At 43.2% G+C, this 21,184-nt stretch carries 18 protein-coding genes; 12 read left to right on the top strand and 6 right to left on the bottom strand.

Translation table 11 applies throughout. The annotated features are described in order from the left end of the window. Nucleotides 1-200: 200 nt before the first annotated feature. The gene (locus AVL57_RS10790; protein ID WP_057791489.1) at nt 201-668 is read left to right on the top strand and encodes an EVE domain-containing protein; all 468 of its coding nucleotides are present in this window, start codon (nt 201-203) and stop codon (nt 666-668) included. 64 nt (nt 669-732) lie between these two features. Here the strand turns inward: AVL57_RS10790 and AVL57_RS10785 are convergent, their stop codons facing one another. Continuing rightward, complete coding sequence (locus tag AVL57_RS10785; protein WP_057791491.1) at nt 733-1,149, bottom strand: DoxX family membrane protein; 417 nt, start codon at nt 1,147-1,149, stop codon at nt 733-735. A gap of 154 nt (nt 1,150-1,303) precedes the next feature. On the opposite strand from AVL57_RS10785, the gene AVL57_RS10780 reads away from it, so the two are divergent. From AVL57_RS10780 to AVL57_RS10745, 8 genes are read left to right on the top strand one after another with little or no spacing between them, the layout of a single operon-like run. Beyond that, on the top strand, nt 1,304-3,667 hold the full coding sequence (locus tag AVL57_RS10780; RefSeq protein WP_057791493.1) for a TonB-dependent receptor: 2,364 nt from the start codon (nt 1,304-1,306) through the stop codon (nt 3,665-3,667). A 20-nt stretch (nt 3,668-3,687) separates the two neighbouring features. Next, entirely contained in the window at nt 3,688-5,841 is a 2,154-nt protein-coding gene (locus tag AVL57_RS10775; RefSeq protein WP_057791495.1) for a dihydrolipoyl dehydrogenase family protein, read from the top strand. A 16-nt stretch (nt 5,842-5,857) separates the two neighbouring features. Then, entirely contained in the window at nt 5,858-6,781 is a 924-nt protein-coding gene (locus AVL57_RS10770) for a DUF547 domain-containing protein (protein WP_082605040.1), read from the top strand. Continuing rightward, nucleotides 6,768-8,192 (top strand): ABC transporter substrate-binding protein, encoded by a 1,425-nt coding sequence (locus tag AVL57_RS10765; RefSeq protein ID WP_231751115.1) that lies wholly within the window; start codon nt 6,768-6,770, stop codon nt 8,190-8,192. Before AVL57_RS10770 ends, AVL57_RS10765 begins: the two co-directional genes overlap by 14 nt. Then, nucleotides 8,192-10,045 (top strand): ABC transporter permease, encoded by a 1,854-nt coding sequence (locus tag AVL57_RS10760; protein WP_232363277.1) that lies wholly within the window; start codon nt 8,192-8,194, stop codon nt 10,043-10,045. The genes AVL57_RS10765 and AVL57_RS10760 overlap by 1 nt, the downstream gene beginning before the upstream one ends. After that, the gene (locus tag AVL57_RS10755) at nt 10,042-10,677 is read left to right on the top strand and encodes an ABC transporter ATP-binding protein (RefSeq protein WP_057791497.1); all 636 of its coding nucleotides are present in this window, start codon (nt 10,042-10,044) and stop codon (nt 10,675-10,677) included. The genes AVL57_RS10760 and AVL57_RS10755 overlap by 4 nt, the downstream gene beginning before the upstream one ends. Then, complete coding sequence (locus AVL57_RS10750; protein WP_057791499.1) at nt 10,671-11,330, top strand: CDP-alcohol phosphatidyltransferase family protein; 660 nt, start codon at nt 10,671-10,673, stop codon at nt 11,328-11,330. Before AVL57_RS10755 ends, AVL57_RS10750 begins: the two co-directional genes overlap by 7 nt. Continuing rightward, complete coding sequence (locus AVL57_RS10745; protein ID WP_057791501.1) at nt 11,330-12,118, top strand: sterol desaturase family protein; 789 nt, start codon at nt 11,330-11,332, stop codon at nt 12,116-12,118. Before AVL57_RS10750 ends, AVL57_RS10745 begins: the two co-directional genes overlap by 1 nt. 18 nt (nt 12,119-12,136) lie before the next feature. Here the strand turns inward: AVL57_RS10745 and AVL57_RS10740 are convergent, their stop codons facing one another. Continuing rightward, nucleotides 12,137-12,715 carry an exopolysaccharide biosynthesis protein gene (locus tag AVL57_RS10740; RefSeq protein ID WP_057791503.1) on the bottom strand — a complete coding sequence of 193 codons (579 nt, stop codon included), beginning with the start codon at nt 12,713-12,715 and terminating at the stop codon, nt 12,137-12,139. A 197-nt stretch (nt 12,716-12,912) separates the two neighbouring features. Here AVL57_RS10740 and AVL57_RS10735 point away from each other — a divergent pair, with 197 nt between their 5' ends. The 3 genes from AVL57_RS10735 to AVL57_RS10725 all read left to right on the top strand — a co-directional run bounded on the left by AVL57_RS10735 (nt 12,913) and on the right by AVL57_RS10725 (nt 16,241). Next, complete coding sequence (locus AVL57_RS10735; protein WP_057791506.1) at nt 12,913-14,403, top strand: sensor domain-containing diguanylate cyclase; 1,491 nt, start codon at nt 12,913-12,915, stop codon at nt 14,401-14,403. Nucleotides 14,404-14,781: 378 nt separating this feature from the next. Further along, on the top strand, nt 14,782-15,420 hold the full coding sequence (locus AVL57_RS10730; protein WP_057791509.1) for a hypothetical protein: 639 nt from the start codon (nt 14,782-14,784) through the stop codon (nt 15,418-15,420). Between the two features lie 2 nt (nt 15,421-15,422). Then, nucleotides 15,423-16,241, top strand: a complete 819-nt coding sequence (locus AVL57_RS10725) for a DUF3307 domain-containing protein (RefSeq protein WP_057791511.1) — start codon at nt 15,423-15,425, stop codon at nt 16,239-16,241. On the opposite strand, the gene AVL57_RS10720 is transcribed toward AVL57_RS10725, so the two are convergent. The 4 genes from AVL57_RS10720 to AVL57_RS10705 all read right to left on the bottom strand — a co-directional run bounded on the left by AVL57_RS10720 (nt 16,238) and on the right by AVL57_RS10705 (nt 21,016). Continuing rightward, nucleotides 16,238-18,298: a bifunctional diguanylate cyclase/phosphodiesterase gene (locus AVL57_RS10720; RefSeq protein WP_057791513.1), complete on the bottom strand. Its 2,061-nt coding sequence runs from the start codon at nt 18,296-18,298 to the stop codon at nt 16,238-16,240. The genes AVL57_RS10725 and AVL57_RS10720 overlap by 4 nt on opposite strands. Further along, a complete protein-coding gene (locus AVL57_RS10715) occupies nt 18,295-18,780 on the bottom strand; it encodes a YfiR family protein (RefSeq protein WP_057791515.1) in 486 nt (161 codons plus the stop codon). Before AVL57_RS10715 ends, AVL57_RS10720 begins: the two co-directional genes overlap by 4 nt. A gap of 9 nt (nt 18,781-18,789) precedes the next feature. Beyond that, nucleotides 18,790-19,848, bottom strand: coding sequence for a transporter (locus AVL57_RS10710; protein ID WP_057791517.1), 1,059 nt, complete (start codon nt 19,846-19,848; stop codon nt 18,790-18,792). A 328-nt stretch (nt 19,849-20,176) separates the two neighbouring features. Then, nucleotides 20,177-21,016: a DUF4437 domain-containing protein gene (locus tag AVL57_RS10705; protein ID WP_057796105.1), complete on the bottom strand. Its 840-nt coding sequence runs from the start codon at nt 21,014-21,016 to the stop codon at nt 20,177-20,179. Between the last annotated feature and the right edge of the window lie 168 nt (nt 21,017-21,184).

Genomic DNA, 21,184 nt, shown 5'->3' with positions numbered 1-21,184 from the left:
AAAAAAAGAATTAAGTAGGTCAGTACATCATAGTTCATATTGCTAATTGCAAGTATAAATTACCCAAAGCGAATATAAACATTGCAGACCGAAAGCGTATTATACCAGTACACAGCAACCTAGGTATAGCGCTGTCGTTAAATTCAACGCCTTTGTTATACTGCTTTGCTATATCAATTAGGATAATAACGAGAAAATGTATGGCTTACTGGTTATTTAAGACAGAACCCGATGCATTCGGCATTGATGATTTAAAAACACGGCCTGAGCAAACTGAGCCTTGGGATGGGGTACGTAACTATCAAGCAAGGAACTTCTTGCGGGATAAGGTCGCTATTGGTGATCAAGTGTTTATCTATCATTCAAGTTGCAAAACAGTAGGTATTGCAGGCGTCGCAGAAGTGGTAAAAGCAGGTTACCCAGATGAAACTCAGTTTAATCCAGAGTCCAACTACTATGACCCTAAATCGACGCCAGAAAACCCGCGTTGGTTTCGCGTAGATGTAAAGTTTGTAGAAAAGTTTGAAAGCGTATTGCCGCTATCTGTCATCAAGGCAATGCCTACTATTACAGAAATAGGGTTGGTGAAAAAGGGGGGGAGGTTATCAATAATGCCAGTGGAAGAAACAGAATGGCAGCAGCTTTATACTACTGCCAAAATGAACTAAACCTGCTATATATAAGTAAATATTTATCTAAAATGCCGGCGGCGTGTAAGCTATTGGCGATATTTTATTTGTCTAACGCAAAACGAGTATCAGCATCCCTTAGTAAATAAAGGGCAAAACATGCCGCCCACATTGGCCATGCAGCGAAAAACAGCATGTTGTTGAAAGCGTCGAAGTATTGCGGAAATGATGACAAGGTTGACCCGCCGTGAAGCAAGAAAATCAATCCGTAGGAATAACGCTTTGCAATACCGGCAAGGAAAGCAAGGACCAATGCCAACTGGAATGCACCTAAAATGTACACGGCCGTCTCTGGTACGCCACCAATGGAATAAAAATGTTCAAATATCTTTGCGCTATGTGAAGGGTTAACGAATTTGTCTAGTGTCCATACGAACATAACAATGAAAACAGAAACACGAAGGGCGAGTAGAGACCAACTGAGGCGATTAGAAATATCAGTGGTTTGTTGAGATTGCATTGTAACTCCTATTTATTTGTGTAGCGATAAAGAACGGGCGTTTTCATATTAAATTTCAAAAACTTTCATAGAAAAAAAATAAAAATGCTTATGAAATATTTTTAGCCGGGTGTCGGTCTTGTCGAGTAAGCAATCTTGTAAGGTAAAAATACGAATGAAAAATAATATTGGGCTTGCCATCAGTGCACTGGCTCTATCTGTAAGCCAAGGGCTGCAAGCTCAGCAAGCTGACAAGCTTGATACCATTGATGCAAATGACATAGAAGTTGTTGAGGTTACTGGAAACCAGCAAGCGCTGAACCCGTTAAACCCTGGTGACAATACGCTAAGTGGATTATTTGGCGCCGGCATGTCCGCTGCCGATACGCCACGAGCAGTAACGTCTTTATCGGCTGAAGCTATGGATGCGCTAAACATCAATACCTTACATGATATTGTTAAAGCCGCGCCGAACGCCTATGCATCCAGTGGTTTTGGTACGCCTAGCTTGCCTAGTATTCGTGGCCAGTTGGGGGAGCTATTCCAAGATGGTATACGTCGTCAGTCGGGTAACAACGGTTTTGGTTTACCGGTTTCGTTCAACAGTGTTGAACAATTAGATGTAGTGAAAGGTCCATCTCCCGTGCTCTTTGGCAGCACACAGCGAAATGGTGGCTTTGTAAACCTGCAAACCAAAACTGCGCCAACAGTAGGCAGTGAAGGTAATATCACACTTCGCGCTGGGCGTTGGGATCAATATTCAGCGCAGCTTGATTATGGTACTGCCATTGAAGAAGGCAAAAGTGGTATTCGTGTAAGCGCTGAATGGTTAGATCACGATAGCTTCTTTGATTTTGCATCGCGAGAAAGCAAAAACCTGTTTATTGCGTATAGATACACACCAAGCAATGCTACAACTTGGGATATAAGTGCAGAGTATTATGATGCCGAGTACCCCGATATTGCAGGTATTAACCGCCCCACGCAAAACTTAATTGATAACAATCTTTATATAACAGGCCAAGGTGTACAAGCGAATGGCAGTACCGTACCTGGTGCTGGCGCTATTATTTCGCCTACAGGTGAAGTGGTTATTCCACGCAGCCAAGTTTATACCCATCCTGATGATGTTAACGGCGCTGAGTCTACCGTTCTACGAAGCAACTTAACTCATCAGTTTTCAGACAGTCTTGTACTACGAAACATGACGTACTATCAGCACCTTACCCGTGAAGAAATTGCACAAAATAGTTTTGTAGAGATTATTGATGGTGCTGATGCATTCGAGAATCGCACTGAATTAGATGTGGTTTGGAACGATAAGCAAACTACCACATTCGGTTTAGCAGTACGTTACAACGATGTTTTAGGTTACAGCCAGTTTACCACTGAAGCTGACAGCCCAGTAGATTTAACTGGCCCATTAAGCAATCGAGTAATTCCGTTAACCGATACACAAAAAGCCCGCTTGGTTGAGCTTCGGCCCGGTGTATTTGTTTCACCTGGTGGACAGTACGATGTAGATGGCGATGGTGCAGGGGATTACAATTTATCTGATACCACCGATTCAACCACTCTACAAACTGGCTTAGCGGTTCAGCAGCGCTCTCAATGGACAGAATCGTTTTCAACCATAGCCGGCGTTAGGCTCGACTATTACGATGTAGAAGCACGAGACCCCCTTGCTCCTGAAGGTGTCGTTGCGGCTTCTGACACTTATAACGATATACTTGAAAGCGTTCAACTAAGTGCGGTGTATAAGCTAACGAAATCACTCAATGCTTATGTGGCGTGGTCAGAAAATGATGCCACATCCAATAGCATGGCAGGTGGCACCACACTTACCAGTGCCAACGAAATCAACCCGCTAAACTTTGCCACTGAAAATACCCTTTATGAAGTAGGGCTAAAGTATTCTCCTGATAGTCATTGGTATGGTGAGGTGTCGGTGTTTGATCAGACTCGTAGCTTACGTAACCGTGATGGCAGTAACAGTGGCGTGAAAACCAAAGGCGCAGAGCTACAAGTATTCTACCAAGGGCAAGATATTTGGGTAAATGCGGCATACAGTTACTTAGATGCACGCTTCGATGATTCAGCATCTTTCCAAGATACCGCGCAAGTCGCCGATGCTTTTGACGATAGCCGACCTGATATCATTGACGGAAATGGTGTCGGTTCGCCTTCTTTTGCGGCTTTTGCTCAATCTGACTCATTAGTGCAAGGTATACCGTCACAGATAGTTTCTTTAAATGCGGGCTGGCAACTTACCGATGATTTACAAGTTGGTGCCTCGGCATTGTATACAAAGTCGTTTCCACTCGACTTTCTACAAACCGTATTTATACGAGATCAAATCAATATTGACGTGAACGCGGATTATCAAATTACTGATGATATGCGCCTTCGTGTCGATGTAATTAATATTACCGATGAAGAGAACTGGCAACCTGTGTTTGAGGGGGGCTACTTTGGCGCTACCTTAGCGATGCCGAACACGCCGCGTCACGTTCAATTCACTATGCAATACGCGTTTTAAGCGCAATTAAGGGATAAACTATGTTCAAGAAAATTGCTCTTGTCGCCGTATTGGTGGCTGCCGTCATTGGCTTTTTTTACTTTGATTTAAATACCTATCTTACCCTTGAAGGTTTGAAAGGCTCATTAGATACCTTCACACAACAAATTGAAGAAAACCCACTTGTGAGTATTGGTGTTTTCTTCGCTATTTACGTGGCAGTAACGGCTTTGTCGTTGCCTGGCGCGGCCATTCTTACCTTAGCAGCAGGTGCTTTATTTGGGCTGGTGCAAGGCTTTATTATTGTGTCTTTTGCTTCAAGCGTAGGGGCTACCGTAGCCTTTTTAGTGGCACGCTTTATTCTGCGCGACACGGTAAGAAAGCGTTTTGGCGAAAAGCTTAAAAAGATTGATGAAGGCGTTGAAAAACAAGGCGCGTTCTACTTGTTCACATTACGCTTAGTGCCCGTCTTCCCGTTCTTCCTGATTAATCTATTAATGGGTTTAACATCCATTAAAACATGGACATTCTACTGGGTAAGCCAAGTCGGTATGTTGGCTGGCACTGTGGTTTATGTGAATGCTGGTACACAGCTTGCGCAGATAGACAGCTTGTCGGGTATTGTATCGCCAGGGCTTATTTTATCGTTTGTATTACTCGGTATATTCCCGTGGATTGCTAAGGCCATTGTGGCATTTGTTGAACGTCGCCGCGTTTACAAAGGCTATAAAAAACCCGCTAAATTTGACAGAAACCTTATTGTTATTGGTGCTGGCGCGGGTGGCTTAGTCACCAGTTATATTGCTGCAGCGGTAAAAGCAAAAGTAACGCTAGTGGAAGCTGGTGAAATGGGCGGTGACTGTTTGAACTATGGTTGCGTACCAAGTAAAGCCCTCATCAAAACTGCCAAAGTAGCCAACCAGATGCGTAATGCTGAAAATTACGGTTTGCACGGTGTTGAACCTACCATGTCTTTTAAAACGGTGATGCAACGCGTTCATAACGTTATTGCCACTATTGCACCAGTAGACAGCGTAGAACGCTATACGGGTTTAGGGGTAGATGTGGTAAAAGGCTACGCAAAAATTATCGACCCTTGGACGGTAGAAATTAAGCAAAACGACGGCGGCATGCAAACCCTAACTACCAAAAGCATTGTTGTGGCAACAGGCGCGAGCCCGTTTGTACCACCATTGCCAGGTATTGAAGAGAGCGGTTATGTTACATCTGATACTTTATGGAGCCATTTTGCTGAGCTAGAAGAAACGCCAAAACGAATGATTGTATTAGGTGGTGGTCCAATTGGCTGCGAACTAGCACAAGCCTTTGCGCGCTTGGGCAGTGAAGTCACTCAAGTTGAACGTGCACCGCACCTTATGGGCCGAGAAGACAAGGAAGTGGCTGAATTTTCAGAAGCCGTACTTCGTGATAGTGGCGTGAACGTATTAACCAGCCACGACGCCCTTCGTTTTGAAAATAAAGACGGCGGTAAAACTCTTGTGGTCGCCAAAGACGGCAAGGAAAGCGCTATTGAATACGATGAAGTCATCGTCGCGGTAGGGCGTAAAGCACGTCTTAACGGCTTCGGTTTAGAGGAGTTAGGCATTCAGTTTGATCGCACAATCGAGACCGATGAATACTTACAAACCTTGATGCCAAATATTTTTGCGGCGGGCGATGTAGTAGGGCCGTATCAGTTTACCCATGTTGCTGCACATCATGCGTGGTATGCCGCGGTGAACGCTTTATTTGGAACCTTCAAAAAATTCAAAGTTGATTACCGTGTTATTCCGTGGACAACATTCATCGACCCTGAAGTGGCACGAGTGGGTCTTAATGAAAACGATGCAGCAGAGCAGGGTATTGAAGTTGAAGTAACTCGCTACGAGTTTGAAGAACTTGATAGAGCCATCGCTGAGAGCGCAATTAAAGGTTTCATTAAAGTACTTACTCCGCCGGGCAAAGACAAAATTTTAGGGGTAACCATTGTTTCTGAACACGCTGGTGATTTGCTTGCGGAATTTGTATTAGCCATGAAACACGATTTGGGCTTAAACAAGTTACTCGGCACTATTCACGCGTACCCAACGTGGGCCGAAGGCGCTAAAAACACCGCAGGTACTTGGAAACGTGCTAATAAGCCAGAAAAATTACTAAGCTACGTGGAAAAATTCCACACTTGGCGTCGTGGTTAATGGGCGAGTAAATATTATGTTTTCTTTGAATGCGATAAAGCTAAAAAAACCAGCGCTAGAGTCAACTTTAGCGTCAAGGTTAATTTCATCTGTAATGGGTGCGTTACTACTGGTTATGCCAGTGGTAGCTCACGCTGAAGCTTCTCTACACCAACCCTTTTCAGCAATGTTAGCTAAATACGTTGTGCCTATTAACCCTGTTACCAGTGCTGATGGAGACGCGGCCTCGCAAGGTATAAGCTCAAAAGGCACCAGCACACAGGTTAATTATGCGGGCTTTAAATCGTCGCAAACTGAACTTGCTGCTTATTTGAAAAGCTTATCAACCGTGTCACAAGATACGTTTGATCGGTGGGATAAAAACACGCAGTTAGCGTTTTTAATTAATGCGTACAATGCGTATACCATCGATTTAATATTAACCCGTTACCCAGACTTAACCTCTATTCGTGATATCGGCGGTTTCTTTTCGTCACCGTGGAAACAAGAGTTTGCTGTGTTACTGGGTAAAAAACGTAGCCTTGATGATATAGAACACGGGCTTATTCGTGAAAAGGGTGTGTATAAAGAACCTCGAATTCACTTTGCGGTAAACTGCGCCAGTATTGGTTGCCCTGCATTGCGTGAAGAAGCCTATGTGGGCGCTAAGTTAGATGAACAATTAGAACAGCAAACTGTTCGTTTTTTATCTGACAATAGCCGCAACTATTACGATGGGAATACGCTACACATTTCGAAAATTTTCAGTTGGTATAAAGAAGACTTCGAAATGAAATGGCGTGATTCATCAAGCCTCAATGGGTTTCTTGCTCATTATGGCAGTGCATTATCATTCAACGATGGTAAGTCACTTGATAACGATGACATAAAAGCGATTATGTCTGGTAATAGCGAAATTGAGTTTTTGGATTACAACTGGGCATTGAATGACCAAGAGTAATTTAATCTTAGCGGCGTTAGGCAGTTTGTTTCGTCTAACGCCACTGTGCCTATTTACTACCTTAACTGTAAAACCAAGATCGACTGTAAATGTACAATCAGTTATTCATGTAGCAGTTCAAGTGACAGGCCTCTTAAAAACCGTATTTACCGCAATAGCCGTCGCCATGCTTGCAACGGCGTTAGCTTATGGATCGGAGGCTGCACAATCGCTAGGTCAAATAAACCCTGAGGTTCAAACAAGCACTCGACTAAAAGACCAGCCTCAAAATCAATCACCAGCTTCTAATCAAAAGCTAGGCGATTCGCCTACAGTGCAGTTTCATGCGTGGGGCGGCAGTGCCCAAGTGAATGGGTATATTCAGTGGGTTGGCCAGCAAGTAAGTAACCAATACAATATTACCTTGAACCATGTGAAACTAGCCGATACCAGCGATGCGGTATCTCGGGTACTTGCTGAAAAAGCGGCGGGTAACAACAACCAAGGCAGCGTGAACTTAATTTGGATTAATGGCGAAAATTTTGCTGCCATGAAACGCCACGATTTATTATTAAAAGACTGGGCAGACAGCATTCCTAATTTTGCACTCACGAATCCGTCTCGAAACCCTGCCATGATCACCGATTTTGGCATAGCTACCGAGGGGCAAGAGGCACCGTGGGGAAAGGCATCTATGGTGTTTTATTATAATAATCATTTTGTAGAAAAGCCCCCGCTGAACGTTCACGAATTACTTACCTTCGCCAAACAATATCCAGGTCGATTTACCTACCCATTACCGAACGATTATTTAGGCATAAGCTTTTTAAAATATGCGGCTATAGCGTTAAATGAAGAACATCAATATTTGCTGTATCAGCCGGTAACCGACACTGCACTGGCGAAAGTCACCCCGGCGCTTTTTAAATACTTAGATACATTGCACCCTCTTATGTATAAACAAGGGGACTATATGGTGCGACAAGCTTCGCAACTTCAACGTTTAATGGGAGCTAGCGAATTACTGTTGGCATTTTCGTTTACCGCCGCCGAAATACCGAGTGCGGTCAACCGGTTTGATTTACCTAAAAACATCCGCACCTACGCGATGCAAGACGGCAGCTTAGCGAACGTGCATTTTATCGGCATTACCTATAACACCGAAAATGTCGCTGCCGCTAAGCAAGTGGTGAATTTTTTATTATCTCCTCAGGCTCAAGCGAAAAAGCAGCAATTAACAGTGTGGGGTGATGATTCAGTACTCGACTTCTCACTGCTTTCTGCCAACGATAAAGCGTTGTTTAAATCTACATCGCACCATGCTTCTGCGCTAAATAAAGAAAATACAGTGCCACTTTTTGCTGAACCCCATAGCAGTTGGACAGATGCAATACGTCGAGCGTGGTTTGCACGTTATGGTGAGCGGTTCTAATGTCGATGCTTTCACGAACTCATTGGCTTCGCAACATGACGCTTTTCCAACGTCTAACGCTCAGCGTGCGTGCGTTACTTACTTTGCTGTTAAGCCTACCGGTACTGGCGGGGCTAGTTGGTGTGGTGTTACCTGCCTTTGGTTACTTTCCGGCACTGGATGCTCATCATTTTACCTTAAGTGTGTTTGCTCAGTTATTTGCCATAGATGGTATGGGTAAAATGGCATTGTTATCGTTTTTCACCGGCTTATTAGCCACTATAATTTCCGTTGCGAGTGCCTTTTTGCTATTAGCGGTGTTTTACCGGTCATCCTATTTAAATAAGCTACAAACTTGGCTAAGTCCGCTATTAGTCTTGCCCCATGCGGCTGCGGCCATTGCGCTGTTGTTTGTGCTTTCACCTTCAGGCTTCTTTTCGAGCATTGTTACAAATGTGAGTAACATACTTAGTAGTATAGGGTTAAGTGAAGCAACAAGTGTAGGTGGCGCCAGTGTACTATTGCCGCCGACGTGGGCATTTCCGTACGACAGTTACGGTATATCTATTATTATTGCGTTGGCACTTAAAGAACTACCGTTTGTGTTTTTAATGGCAGTAAGTGTGATGTCGCAGCCACACGTTAAACGTAAGTTCGATGGTTATTTTAATAGCGCGACGGCGCTAGGCTACTCGCCGGTAACCCTGTTCTTTAAGGTTATTTTCCCCATTGTGTATCCCCAAGTTCGTTTACCTATATTGGCGGTACTAGCATACGCCACGGCAAATGTAGAAATACCCTTGTTGTTAGGGCCCAATAACCCACCCACGCTAGCCGTGGCGGTAGTGCAATGGTTCAATCATGTCGATTTGTCGATGCGCTTTCAGGCGTCGGCTGCTGCACTGCTACAAGTAGCTGTAACCCTAGCCGCTATCAGTGTATGGATTATGGGTGAAAAAGTAGCAAAGCATGCACAGATTCGCTTCTATTCAAATGGGCGTCGTCATACAGGGAAAACTCTTAGCGATATAGTCGCCTACGGCGTAGTGTCTTTATATACCCTACTGATAGTATCGATAATCATCAGCACATTACTCTGGTCTTTTGCCACCTTTTGGCAATTTCCTGCGGTTTTACCAAAAGGGCTAACCTTGCTGCATTGGCAAACCACGCTAGCTGCGCTGGCCGAACCTTTTAACAATACCGTATTACTTGCTGTGTTAGTGAGCGGCTTTTCGGTAATAGTCGCAACCTTAGCGTTAGAGGCAGAAACCTTTAGTGGGAATAACGGGCCTAAAAGCAAACCCTCGCCTTTCTTTAATGGGGGGGCAGGAGCGTTGCTGTCACTTACTTTGTTTTTACCACTGCTAGTGCCAGGCGTGGCGTTCCTATATGGCTTAGTGTGGTTTCAATTAGCTTATTTTAACGAGGCAGTGTGGTTTCATTTATTCATTAGCCATCTTGTATATGTGCTGCCTTATGTATTTATTTCTTTGGCTGTGGCCTATCGTAAGTTCGACCCTAGATATATTCAAGTTGCCTACGGTATGGGTAAATCACCATGGCAGGTATTTTTGAAAATAAAATTACCCTTATTGTTTGCCCCTATGCTGGTGGCTTTTGCATTAGGGCTTGCCATTAGTTTTAGCCAGTATTTGCCCACCTTACTGAGTACCGGTGGACGTATTGCTACCGTTACCACAGAAGCGGTGGCAGCAGCATCGGGCAGTAGTGCTCGGTTAACTGCGGTGTATGTGATAGTACAAATGCTAATGCCCCTATTAGGCTTTGTATTGGCGTGGTGGCTGCCCACAATTTGTTTTAACCCCATGGGGCGCTACACGCTTCTGCAAACAAGGAAATCGAAATTATGACCTTGAAGTTAGATAAGGTGAGTTTGTTTCGATACACAGATACCTTGCTTTCACTCGATGAAGTAATCAACCCTGGCGAAGTGCTGTCTATCATGGGGCCAAGCGGCTCTGGCAAATCGACCTTATTAAACGCGATTGCCGGGCAGTTAACTGCGCCTTTTTCCATGACAGGAAGTATATACATTAATGATAGGTGCATTGATGACATGCCAGCTCACAAACGTGGGGTGGGTGTGCTATACCAAGATCCTTTGCTTTTTGAACACATGACTGTTGGGCAAAATATTGCGTTTGCATTGCCTTCTAGTGCGCTTAATAGAGCGCAGCGCGAGCAACGGGTTAGTGAAATGTTAGCCGAAGTAGGGCTTAACGATTTACAACACAGACCCGTACAGACCTTATCAGGCGGGCAACAAGCGCGTATCGCTTTGTTACGAACTTTGGCTGCGGCACCGAGTGTGGTGTTGCTCGATGAGCCATTTAGTAAGTTAGATGCTGCCACCAAAACTCAAATGCGAACCTGGGTATTCGGGCAACTCAAAGTGCGTGGCCTACCAACCTTATTAGTTACTCACGACAGTGAAGACGTAGAAGCTGCCCAAGGGCACTTAATAGAGATAGAAACATGTTAGATGCTAAAGTTACGCCTTATATAAAGCCGCTGTTAAGGCCTATGATAGTGGCGCTTAGCAAAGCCTGCGTTACTCCGAATCAAGTTACCTTGGCGGGTTTTGTTATTGGTATGTTGGCGGTTCCTGCCATTATCAATGGGTGGTGGGTATTGGCTTTTATATGCATTGTTGCAAATAGGGTATTCGACGGTATAGATGGCGAACTTGCTCGCTTTCAGCAAAGTAGCAGTAGTGCAGGTGGCTTTTTAGATATTTGTTTAGACTTTTTATTTTACGCAGCAGTGCCGTTAGCTTTTGGTGTTGCAAATCCTATTGAATGGGGCGTACCTGCGTTAGTGCTAATGGCCGCGTTTGTAGGAACCGGCAGTAGTTTTTTGGCTTTCGCCGTAGCAGCTGAAAAATTTAATATTGAAAAACCGCAGTTTAAGAATAAGAGCTTCTATTACATGCAGGGGCTTACCGAAGGCACCGAAACCATACTCTTGTTTTTAGCATTTTGTATATGGCCGGCGTATTTTCCGGTGTTGGCTTATGTTTTCGCGTCCGCGTGTGGCATTACCATCATCACCCGAGTTTACAGTGGTTTCACTACGCTTAAAGCCGTAGAAGGTATTGATGACTACTGTAGTAACAAAGATAAAGAGAAGTCATAGTGGATAACACTGTATTTGTTCGAGTTAGTCTATTTTTAGGCATATTCGCGATAATGGCGGTGCTAGAAGCATGGTTGCCAGCGAGGCAATCGGTATTGGGGCGCGCCAGCCGGTGGAAAGGTAACTTGAGTATGGTGGTATTAGGTGCGCTGTGTTCAAAAGTGGTACTGCCTGCCAGTTTAGTGGGGGTAGCACTATGGGGAGATAACGCGGGCATAGGTGTGTTCAACAACGTGAATATGAACCATTGGGTTGCTATCGCCCTTTGTGTATTACTATTAGACATGGTGATTTATTGGCAGCATAGGCTGTTTCATAAAATTCCACTGTTATGGCGTATTCATAAAATGCACCACGCGGACAGTCACGTCGATACCACCACAGGGCTTCGCTTCCATCCTATCGAAATCGTGTTGAGCTTATTCATTAAAGCGGCGGTGGTTACCACCTTTGGAATACCTGCTATTGCAATTGTTATTTTCGAAGTGGGTTTGAACGGGTTTGCCTTATTTAACCATGCAAATATTCGACTGACTCAGAAGTGGGATGACAGAATAGGCAAGGTTTTCATTACCCAGCGGCTGCATCGCATTCACCATAGCCAGCTAAAAGCAGAGTCTAATTCCAATTTTGGCTTCAGCGTATCGTGGTGGGACAAACTATTTGGCAGTTTTAAAAGCCGTGCAACCAAGCCTGATGAAGATATTGCCATAGGCCAAAAAGACTACCCTGCAACAAACGATAATGCAGGCATAATAGCATTACTAAAAATGCCGTTTAATCGTTAAAATTTGACGTTGCTACCTTTACAATAAGCCAGAAATCTTGAGGGTTACATAAACGGTGCCCAACTGAATTATCATCCCTAAGCCAATAAATACCCCGTCTCGGTTGGTCATGCCGATAGCGGTCAATGTTAGCGCGAAAGCTGGTAGTGCAACGGCGAAAGGGACAACTTCAAGGGGTATCATACACAGTGATGCTACAGCACAATAACCCGCAACCATATTTTTCCATGGCGATTCTGATAGTAGTGTTAAGCGTGGTTTTAACAGCTTTTCGGTTTTTTTAACGTAAGGATTGGCTCTATCTACAGCATTTTCAAGCTTGTCTTGTTTTATTTCTTGCTGGGTAATTTTGTTTGGTAACCACGGGGTACTTCTCCCTAATGCAACTTGTATACAGATTAAAAAAAGGGTGATACCGCATAAAGAAGGTACGCCAGGGATAGCGCCGGTTGGCAGCAGTGCAATTAACGACGGTATGAGCAATAGTGGGCCAAACCCTCTATCCTCAAAGCGAGCAATAATATCTCCTGCGCTTTGTTTTTCGCCACCATCTCCATCAACTAATTGATCTAACAGCCCACTTATTGATTCATTCATATTGACCCGTCCATAAGTTACCTAACATCCAAAGGAAAGCAACTATCGTGGAACATAGCTGCTGTCATTTACTACGAGTGTTATTTGTATTGGTTTACTGCAAAAATTCTTATACGCACGCGCATTCACTAAAAGCGTGTTTTGCCAATTTGTACTAAAGTAATAGCTAATTACTAAACTTTCCATAAGGGTTATACGTGAAGCCAGTTGAGGGCATAGCCTTATTACGTCAACTCCCTACATGTTTACTGTTCAAACGCCTTGGAGAAACAGAGTTTGACGTAAGCATTGCATTTGCGCGTCAGTTCGGTGAGTCATGTGTATCTGATGCGTTCTTAGACAGCTTACGTTTTTTCGATCCTATTACTAAAGATGAGCTGTCAGGCAGTTATCACCCCTTTGCCATGGCAGAGGAAACACTGCACCTTTGTCAGTGGGTTCGCATACAGTCTTATGAAAGAGGGATCCAATTTTTTATAGAAAGTGCCGTTATTAGTGTTGATAACGTTAGCTTAGTGGTTATTAACGCGAAGGCGGTTCAAAACAATTTATTCATCGCGCCAGAAGAGTCTTCACCTGTGGGTAAACACATCACGTTTAATGGGCTACTTTCAACTCTTTCTTCGCAACTGATTAACACTACCAGTGACAAAATCGATAGTCTTATCGAGAATATTTTGGGTGCATTCGGTGAATTCTGCGACCTTGACCGTTGCTATTTATTTGAATTTTATGATGACACAAAATTTGCCTGTAATACCCACGAATGGGTAGCCGCTGGAGTAACACCCTATAAAAACGATCTGCAAGCCTTACCCATGGAATCCATGCCTTATTTTAATAGAAAGATTAAGCAAGAAGGTCTTTTCAAAGTAAATAATGTGGCCTATTTACCAGATGACGCTGCAGGAGAAAAAGAGGAGTTTGAACGAGAGCGCATTTGCTCAATTCTTTGTGCCAAGATTGAATTAGATGATGGGATTTTTGGCTTTATTGGTTGTGATATCACTGGCAGCCCATACACGTGGCGTGATTATGATGTTAAGTATTTGCAGCGTATTGCCCAGATGTTGGCTAACACATTACAAAACGCGCATAACGAACGGGCACTGCAAGAAGCAAAGCAACAGCTTATTGAGGCCAACCTTAAGTTAGCAAAACTCGTTAATATAGATGGTTTAACCGGTATAGCGAACAGAAGACTGTTTGACGATACCTTACAAAGCGATATACAAAGAAACATTCGGCGTAAAACGCCGCTAAGCTTGTTGTTGATTGATGTCGATCACTTCAAAATTTACAACGACTGCTATGGGCATGTAGCAGGCGATAACGTTCTCATACAAGTTGCAGAAATATTAAAGAAAACCTGCATTGGCAGCGATGATGTGGTGGCAAGGTATGGTGGGGAAGAATTTGCTGTCATTATGCCTTTTACTGACATGAGTTCAGCGTTAAAAGTGGCCGAGCGTATTCGCAATAATATCGAACACGCGGCTATTGTGTTTAAGCAATCAATGTACAATAGTAAACTCACAATAAGCTTAGGGGTTTCTACAATGTCATTTAATCACCCCATAAGCCCTACCGAATTGATACAACGAGCCGATGCTGCTCTTTATTTGGCCAAATCGTTAGGACGTAATCGCGTCGAAGTTTGGGACGCCCAGGAAACAACGCTGCGCTAAAACGCAAGCACCAGTTTAGCAGCATCGCCTGCTTCAAAAATCACAATAGAGCCCAGTAATTCTTAATCTTTTAGTTACGAAGTTTGTACAACTAATGACACTGTGTACGCTTGAATAGTGCTTCGGGCCTCTGCAGCCTATACCCTTTCGCCAGTTTGTTACCGTTTATAGTAACTTTGAGTGATGTGATTAATTATGGTAACTTTGGGTGATGTGATTGTTTATGGTAACTGGATGGCGAATGAAACTACTGTAGGGGTAATGTTGCATCTGTATAAAAATACAGGCAATCTAAAGTGTAACTATAATGCGAGTTAGGTAAAAACGGGGCGAGTTGGTCGATTATTCAACCAGGCCGCTGTTATTCGAAGGGTAAGTATGGATAATAAAAACAAGCGGCAAGCGGTAATAACTGGTGATATCGCAAACTCCCAGCAGTTAAGTAATACCGATTTAGCTCATGTGTTAGAGGTGCTAACCAATGAACTCAAAGAACAATCGGCAATTTACAACGGGCAATACGACGTCTTTCGTGGAGATGCTTTCCAGGTTGTTATTCCAGAGTCTGAAAGTGCCATGCTGGTGGCCATTTGCATCCGATTAGCATTAAAAGCCTGTACGCCCGCCACCGATGTACGTATTAGCGTAGGTGTTGGTAAAGTGAGTTTTACTGATGGGAAAGTGAAAACCGGAAATGGTGATGCCTTCGTTCGTTCGGGTAGGACGCTTGATAGTTTGAAGTCACAATACCTTGCCTTTTCTAGCGACAACGAAGCTTTCAATAAACACGCAAGCTTGTTGACGGCGTTTGTTGATAGCCATATTACTTCCTTAACGCAAACACAGTCAGAAACGTTACTAGCCTATATTAAAGCAGAAGATAAAGGCCATGAGAATATAGCGAATACGCTGGGGAAAAACCGCAGTAACATCACTCGTATTTTAAATGCCAGTCAATATCACCTCGTTAATAATTATTTAGATTACATGGCAACAGAAGTGGAAACGGAGCAGTAAGCATGGAGCAACTTAGCATAGTAATAGGGCTATTGGTTGCCCATTTACTCGGAGACTTCTATTTTCAGCCAACTCACTGGGTGGAAAGCCGAAACACTAAACATCTTCAATCCACTGCATTATACCTTCACGCTTTATTGCATGGGGTCTTGGCTCTTGTCGCCTTGCTCGCGATGTCGGCCATAACGGTACTTACAACAAAAGAGTCGGGTATGGTAGATATCAACTTTACCGCACTTTTGATGGTGGCTGGCGGGGTATTAATAAGCCATTTTGTTATAGATGCAGTAAAGTCTTACGCGGGAACCACAACCTTAGCGTTTGCAATCGATCAAGCCGCACACATTGGCGTTATCGTTATTTTATGGGCAATACTTACTGCTCAGGTAGAAATATTATTTAAGCAAATATTACTGATTAGTCATCAGCATCTGGCCATACTCTTGGCGTACTTAATTATTTTAAAACCCACGTCTATTTTTATAAAACAACTCCTGTCGCCATGGAGTAAAGAGCTTGATGAGCATGCTAAACCAAAAACAACCAGCACATTAGTACAGCTTCCCATACAAAATACGCTTGCTATGGCCGGACAGCGAATTGGTTATTTAGAGCGTTTGCTTATTCTTACTTTTGTACTGATAAATCAATTTGCAGCAATAGGCTTTCTCCTTGCCGCTAAATCAATTTTTCGGTTTGGTGATTTGACGAAAAGCGAAGACAAAAAGCTAACGGAATATGTATTGCTGGGTACATTAACGAGTGTGGTAATTACGCTAGCGGTAGGGCTTACCGTTAGATGGTTTATTGGAAAACTTTAGCTTTCGATAGTTTCCAACATCAATGTGGCTGCCGCATCAACCTGTAGAGGAGGGTGGCAATAATAGCCTTGTATCACGTCGCAGCCCATTTCACGCAGTCGCACAAGTTGGTCTTCTGTTTCCACACACTCGCCCACCGTGGCTAGGTTAAGCCCTTTGGCCAACATGACAATTGCGCTCACAATGCCATCGTTAGATTTAGACTTCCCGAGTTTTTGCACAAAACTGCCATCAATTTTCAACTTATCAATAGGTAAGGTGGAAATGTAACTTAGGCAAGAATAGCCTGTACCAAAGTCATCAATAGAGACTTTAAAGCCTAATTTTTTTAACTTTTTAAGTGACGTTAAGGCAAATTCCGTAGAACTTATAAACGTATTTTCAGTGAGCTCAACTTCAATAAGCTCAGGGGGGATTTGATTAAACGCCATAATATCCGCAATTTGCTCGGCGCAATCTAATTGAGTAATAAAACAAGCCGGTAAGTTGACCGCAACGGGCACTAAAGGAACACCTTGTGCGCGCCATTGATTCATCTGAGTGCTTACTCGGTTTAATATCCATGTACTGAGAGAATTGATAATGCCAGCTTCCTCAGCAATAGGAATAAAGTCTGAAGGAGGAATATAGTTACCATCGCTATTTTGCCAACGTATTAACGCTTCCATACCTTGAACGCGGCCTGTGTAGGCACAAATTTGAGGCTGATAAACCATATGAAAAGCATCTTCAAGTTTTAACGCTTGTCGTAATTGCCCTTCCACGGACAGTCGGTTCAGTGAATTTTCTAACATGCCGTTGTTAAAAAAGCAGAACTGACCAGGCCCATTTTCTTTAGCGTGGTACATGCTGGTATCGGCATGCTTTAACAGCGATATGCCGTTTTCACTCTTGGTTTCATATATCGCAATACCAATGCTGGTAGAAATGTGAAGTTGATGCCCCTCTAATTGCATGGGTTCACTCAAGCTGGTGATGATTTCATTAGCAAGGTACGCTAAATCATCTTTAGAATGAGTTTCTTCAACCATAACCACAAATTCATCGCCACCCCATCTAGACACACTGTCTTGTTGCGTCACGATTTCGGTTAGTTTTTTTGAAACTTCAATAAGCACTTTATCGCCAATATCATGACCCAAACTGTCGTTAATAAGTTTAAAGCGGTCTAAATCTAGGAACATGACGGCCAGTGGGCTGCCATACTTATTGGCTTTGCTTACCGCAAGCTCCAACTGATCTAAAAAAAGGTGGCGATTGGGTAAGTGTGTTAACGCATCATAATTAGCGCGTTGGTAGAGCTGGCGAGTCCGAAGTTCTACCAAGCTCTCAAGCTCAGTATTATGTGCCTTTAGCTGCTCTTGGTGATTTTCAACGGTTGCCAGAATATCGTTGACGCCGGAAAATAACTCGCCTAATTCGTCGTTACGTACTTCTGGCAGGCGAGTATGATATTCACGGGATGTTGCTACTTTTCTAATCAGTGAAATCAGTTTATCGATGGGGCTGGTAAATAGTTTCTGTAAACGAAAATTAAGTAAGTATGAAAGCAGCATACTTAACAACAATACACCTATTACCGCCATCATTGCCTGATGCTGTTGTGTATCTAGCGAGTACGTACTGGCAGATAGCAAAAGGTAGCCAATAATTTCTTTATCAAAAACGATAGGCTCTAGAAAATAAAGCGCATCGTCCTTAAATGTTTCCCCTAGAGGAAGCTGCCTAGGGGAGGTGAGGTCTAAGACACCGTCTCTGGCATACTCGGCAAATAAATTAAACTCGGCATCGTATATCTTTGCGGTCAATGTCGCTTGTAACTGCGATGCTGCAAACAGTAAATCTTGGGTAGACTGAGCATCATTGAAAAGTACCGAAGAGCGGCTGGCCGACGCCAATAATGTAGACTGGCTGCTAAGCACATTCACCAAGTTAGTTTTGTGATCATCAACGAAATTTGAATAAAGCAAACCCGCAACCAGACACAGAGATAAGAAGTTAACCGAGAGGACGGCAAACAATTGTTTGGTAAAAAACGACGTAGAACGAAATATCATTTTATTTTCGCTACCTTCAACAATTCCGAGCTAATCGTTAACTCAAGACGTTCAGCCTCTGCTAAATCAATTTCAAACCTTAGCCGGTTGTTTTCTTCATAAAACGTAAATACCGCTGGGCGATCAATAAGATTGGGTAAATCACTAATAATGATGGTTGAAGTGGCAAGGTTTACCAGGCTGTCATCATTTTCGATGAGATAGGCAAAGGTGCAGCTTTGTTTTCCGTCTAACATAACGATGCGAATGGATGCACCGCTGCTTGTGGGTCGGCTTTCAACTAGCTGGGTTAAAAACTGCTGAAATGCTTCATCATTCTGCACACAAAAATTGACCGGGTCAGAATTAATACTGCTCCATGTCATAAACTTTGTGAAGTTAAACATGTAAGCCGCTTTAACTTTGTCGAGTTTTTTTAAGTCGGCATAAGCCGAGTGACTGACGGCTAAAGTCAGAGCGACAGCAATGAATAATGAACGCATGTACAACGTTTAATACAACATGGAGAACTGAAGGCCTGCGCGCCACAATTCTTGGGGTTGAGGGCCATTTAGGTTTTGATATACAGGCTTACTGATATCAGCGACCACTTTTAACCAGTGAATGGGAATAAACGAAATTCCCCCGATTATATTGACTCTTTTTCCGCCGTATAAATTAGGGTTAGTAATGCTGGCAGGATACGAGTAATTGCCACCTATGGTAATTTCATCGTCCTGTCCGTGAATAGATTCTGAATAGCCAAATGCTGCACCAGTGAACAATGCCGTACTTTGAGAAAGTGGGAAGTTGTATTTACCACTGAGTTTATAGTTGTTTCCTAAGCGATAGTTTCTATCGTTAGTACCTGTACGAAGCATGGCTGATAGGGTAACGGTAAACGCGTGTTCCCCTTTATTTTGATAACTTACTTCAATAGGAAAATCGTAGGTTCCTGAGCCTAATTGCATGGTGTAGGGGAGTTGTTGATCACCCGCATCTCTAGGCGTATCGCCTTGCTCATCAATTGAGCCGGTTGGCAGGCTAAGCCCTGCAGTAACCCACCAACTGAACTCACTATTGTCTTCAAGTGCATAACTTGCTGAAAGCGCGATATCGCCCAAACCTGAAGACGAAATAACAAAATGCTCGTAACCTGGTACCACACTAATATGATCAGTTTGTTGGTGAATAAAAGGAGCTTGAATACCGAGCTTTAGGCGTTCATTTACTTGGTAACCTAGTTGCACAATTTTAGCGTGTTGCTTGATAACCGTCGGCACAACAGGGAAGTTACTTGAAGTGCGCGCTTCTTGTCCAAAAGAGAACAACACATCATCAAGGCTCACGTCGCTATCATTGACTTTATAACCATCAAACTCTGCGGCTTTTAGTTGTACAGCGAAACTCCACTTATTAGGCGAAGATTGTTCACTGTCACTTTCGTTTATATCAATATCAAGCAAGGCTTGGAAACTTAACTCGGCAAACTCTGAAGGCGTACTTTGGGCTAGGGCTGCGGGTGTAAAAGAAACTAAGCTAACGCTGGCTATTCTCAGAAACTTTCTCATTAGTGTGCTCCGAGATTGGCCAAGAGGAAAGTAAAAATAAAGTATAAAGTATTGTTATACTATTACAAATTTACAATGTACTCGTCAACCACTAATGAAGATATTCAACTTGTTGACTAATAAGGAATATATTGAAAAAAAACCAATGAAAATGTTTTCATTTAACAATCCTGTTTCAACTTGATGATGAGTTTTTTTTGTACATAAACAAACCAGCAGTAAACAAGTTGCTGCACTTTACAACACTTATTAACCATAATTGAGCAACCAAAAAATTGAGCGAGTGAATTACTCCCTTAAAGCCAAAGGTCTAACCCACTCATAGCGGTTACTCGAAAACCCGATATGCACTATTGGTACGAATATAAATAATCGTCTCTTGCTGACTTTTATTCACGAGCTGATGGTTAAAAATACCAGTAGATTCTACATAGCTTCCCGCATTTAACGATACCGGTGATGTTACCTCCACAGATTGATAATCTACTTCCCCAGCTATAACCACAGCGCGAAATTCGCTGGCTTGCGTGCCAATAGTGCCTTTAAAGCCAGCAGGTAACTTTACCATTGAGCCGTTCATATCGGCGGTGTTGCCCCACAAGTACGTTGACGAAACGCCTGTTGCATTTATGTCGTGCAGCTCGCCATCGTTAAGCCATACCATGTTGTTTTTGTGCAGATTTAGCGGACGTTCACCATTATCGAAATGTTTACTCGAAGGTTGTACTAGGTAAGGGCCCGAATCTATTTCTAAATAAATTAAGTTTGTGCTGCCGTTAGCTGCGGTGGTGTGATTTTCGCCAGCAGGTTGAGTCCAAAAAGAAACAGCTGGCATCCACATTTTTTCAGCGCTTGGGTCATCATTGTGCATAGCACCTTCAATCACAATACCGCGATAGGTAATATTGTGAATATGCGGTGGAGACTCAAAGCCTTTATTAAAACGTACTAGCATACCGGTTGCCGTATTTTTAGTACGATCGCCCCAAAGATCTGCTGCACCTGGGCTTTTATTGCCGCGAAGTGGGTTTAGGTAACCCCATTCAATATCGTCTGTTGCAACGACTTTAGATGCTGTCTGGGCTGCAAACGCTGCTGTGCCCACAAACGATGTAGAAAGTACCATGGCGCTTGAAAAAGCAAGTGCGAGTGTTGTTGCTTTAACCATGAATTTCATTTTTTAACCCTTTAACTTGATTGCTTGGGTGTATTTTATGAGCTTACAGACAGTGGATAAATGGGCAAATGGCGAATACACTTTCGCTAAAACGTGGATAATAAATAGGTTAATTAAATTTATTGTCTCTATTTTAGCTGTAATTAAGTGAACCTGATT

Origin of the sequence: Alteromonas stellipolaris, assembly GCF_001562115.1 — a bacterium.
Classification (GTDB): domain Bacteria; phylum Pseudomonadota; class Gammaproteobacteria; order Enterobacterales; family Alteromonadaceae; genus Alteromonas; species Alteromonas stellipolaris.
Note: the sequence above shows the minus strand (reverse complement) of the source record. Positions and strands in the feature narration are given on the sequence as shown.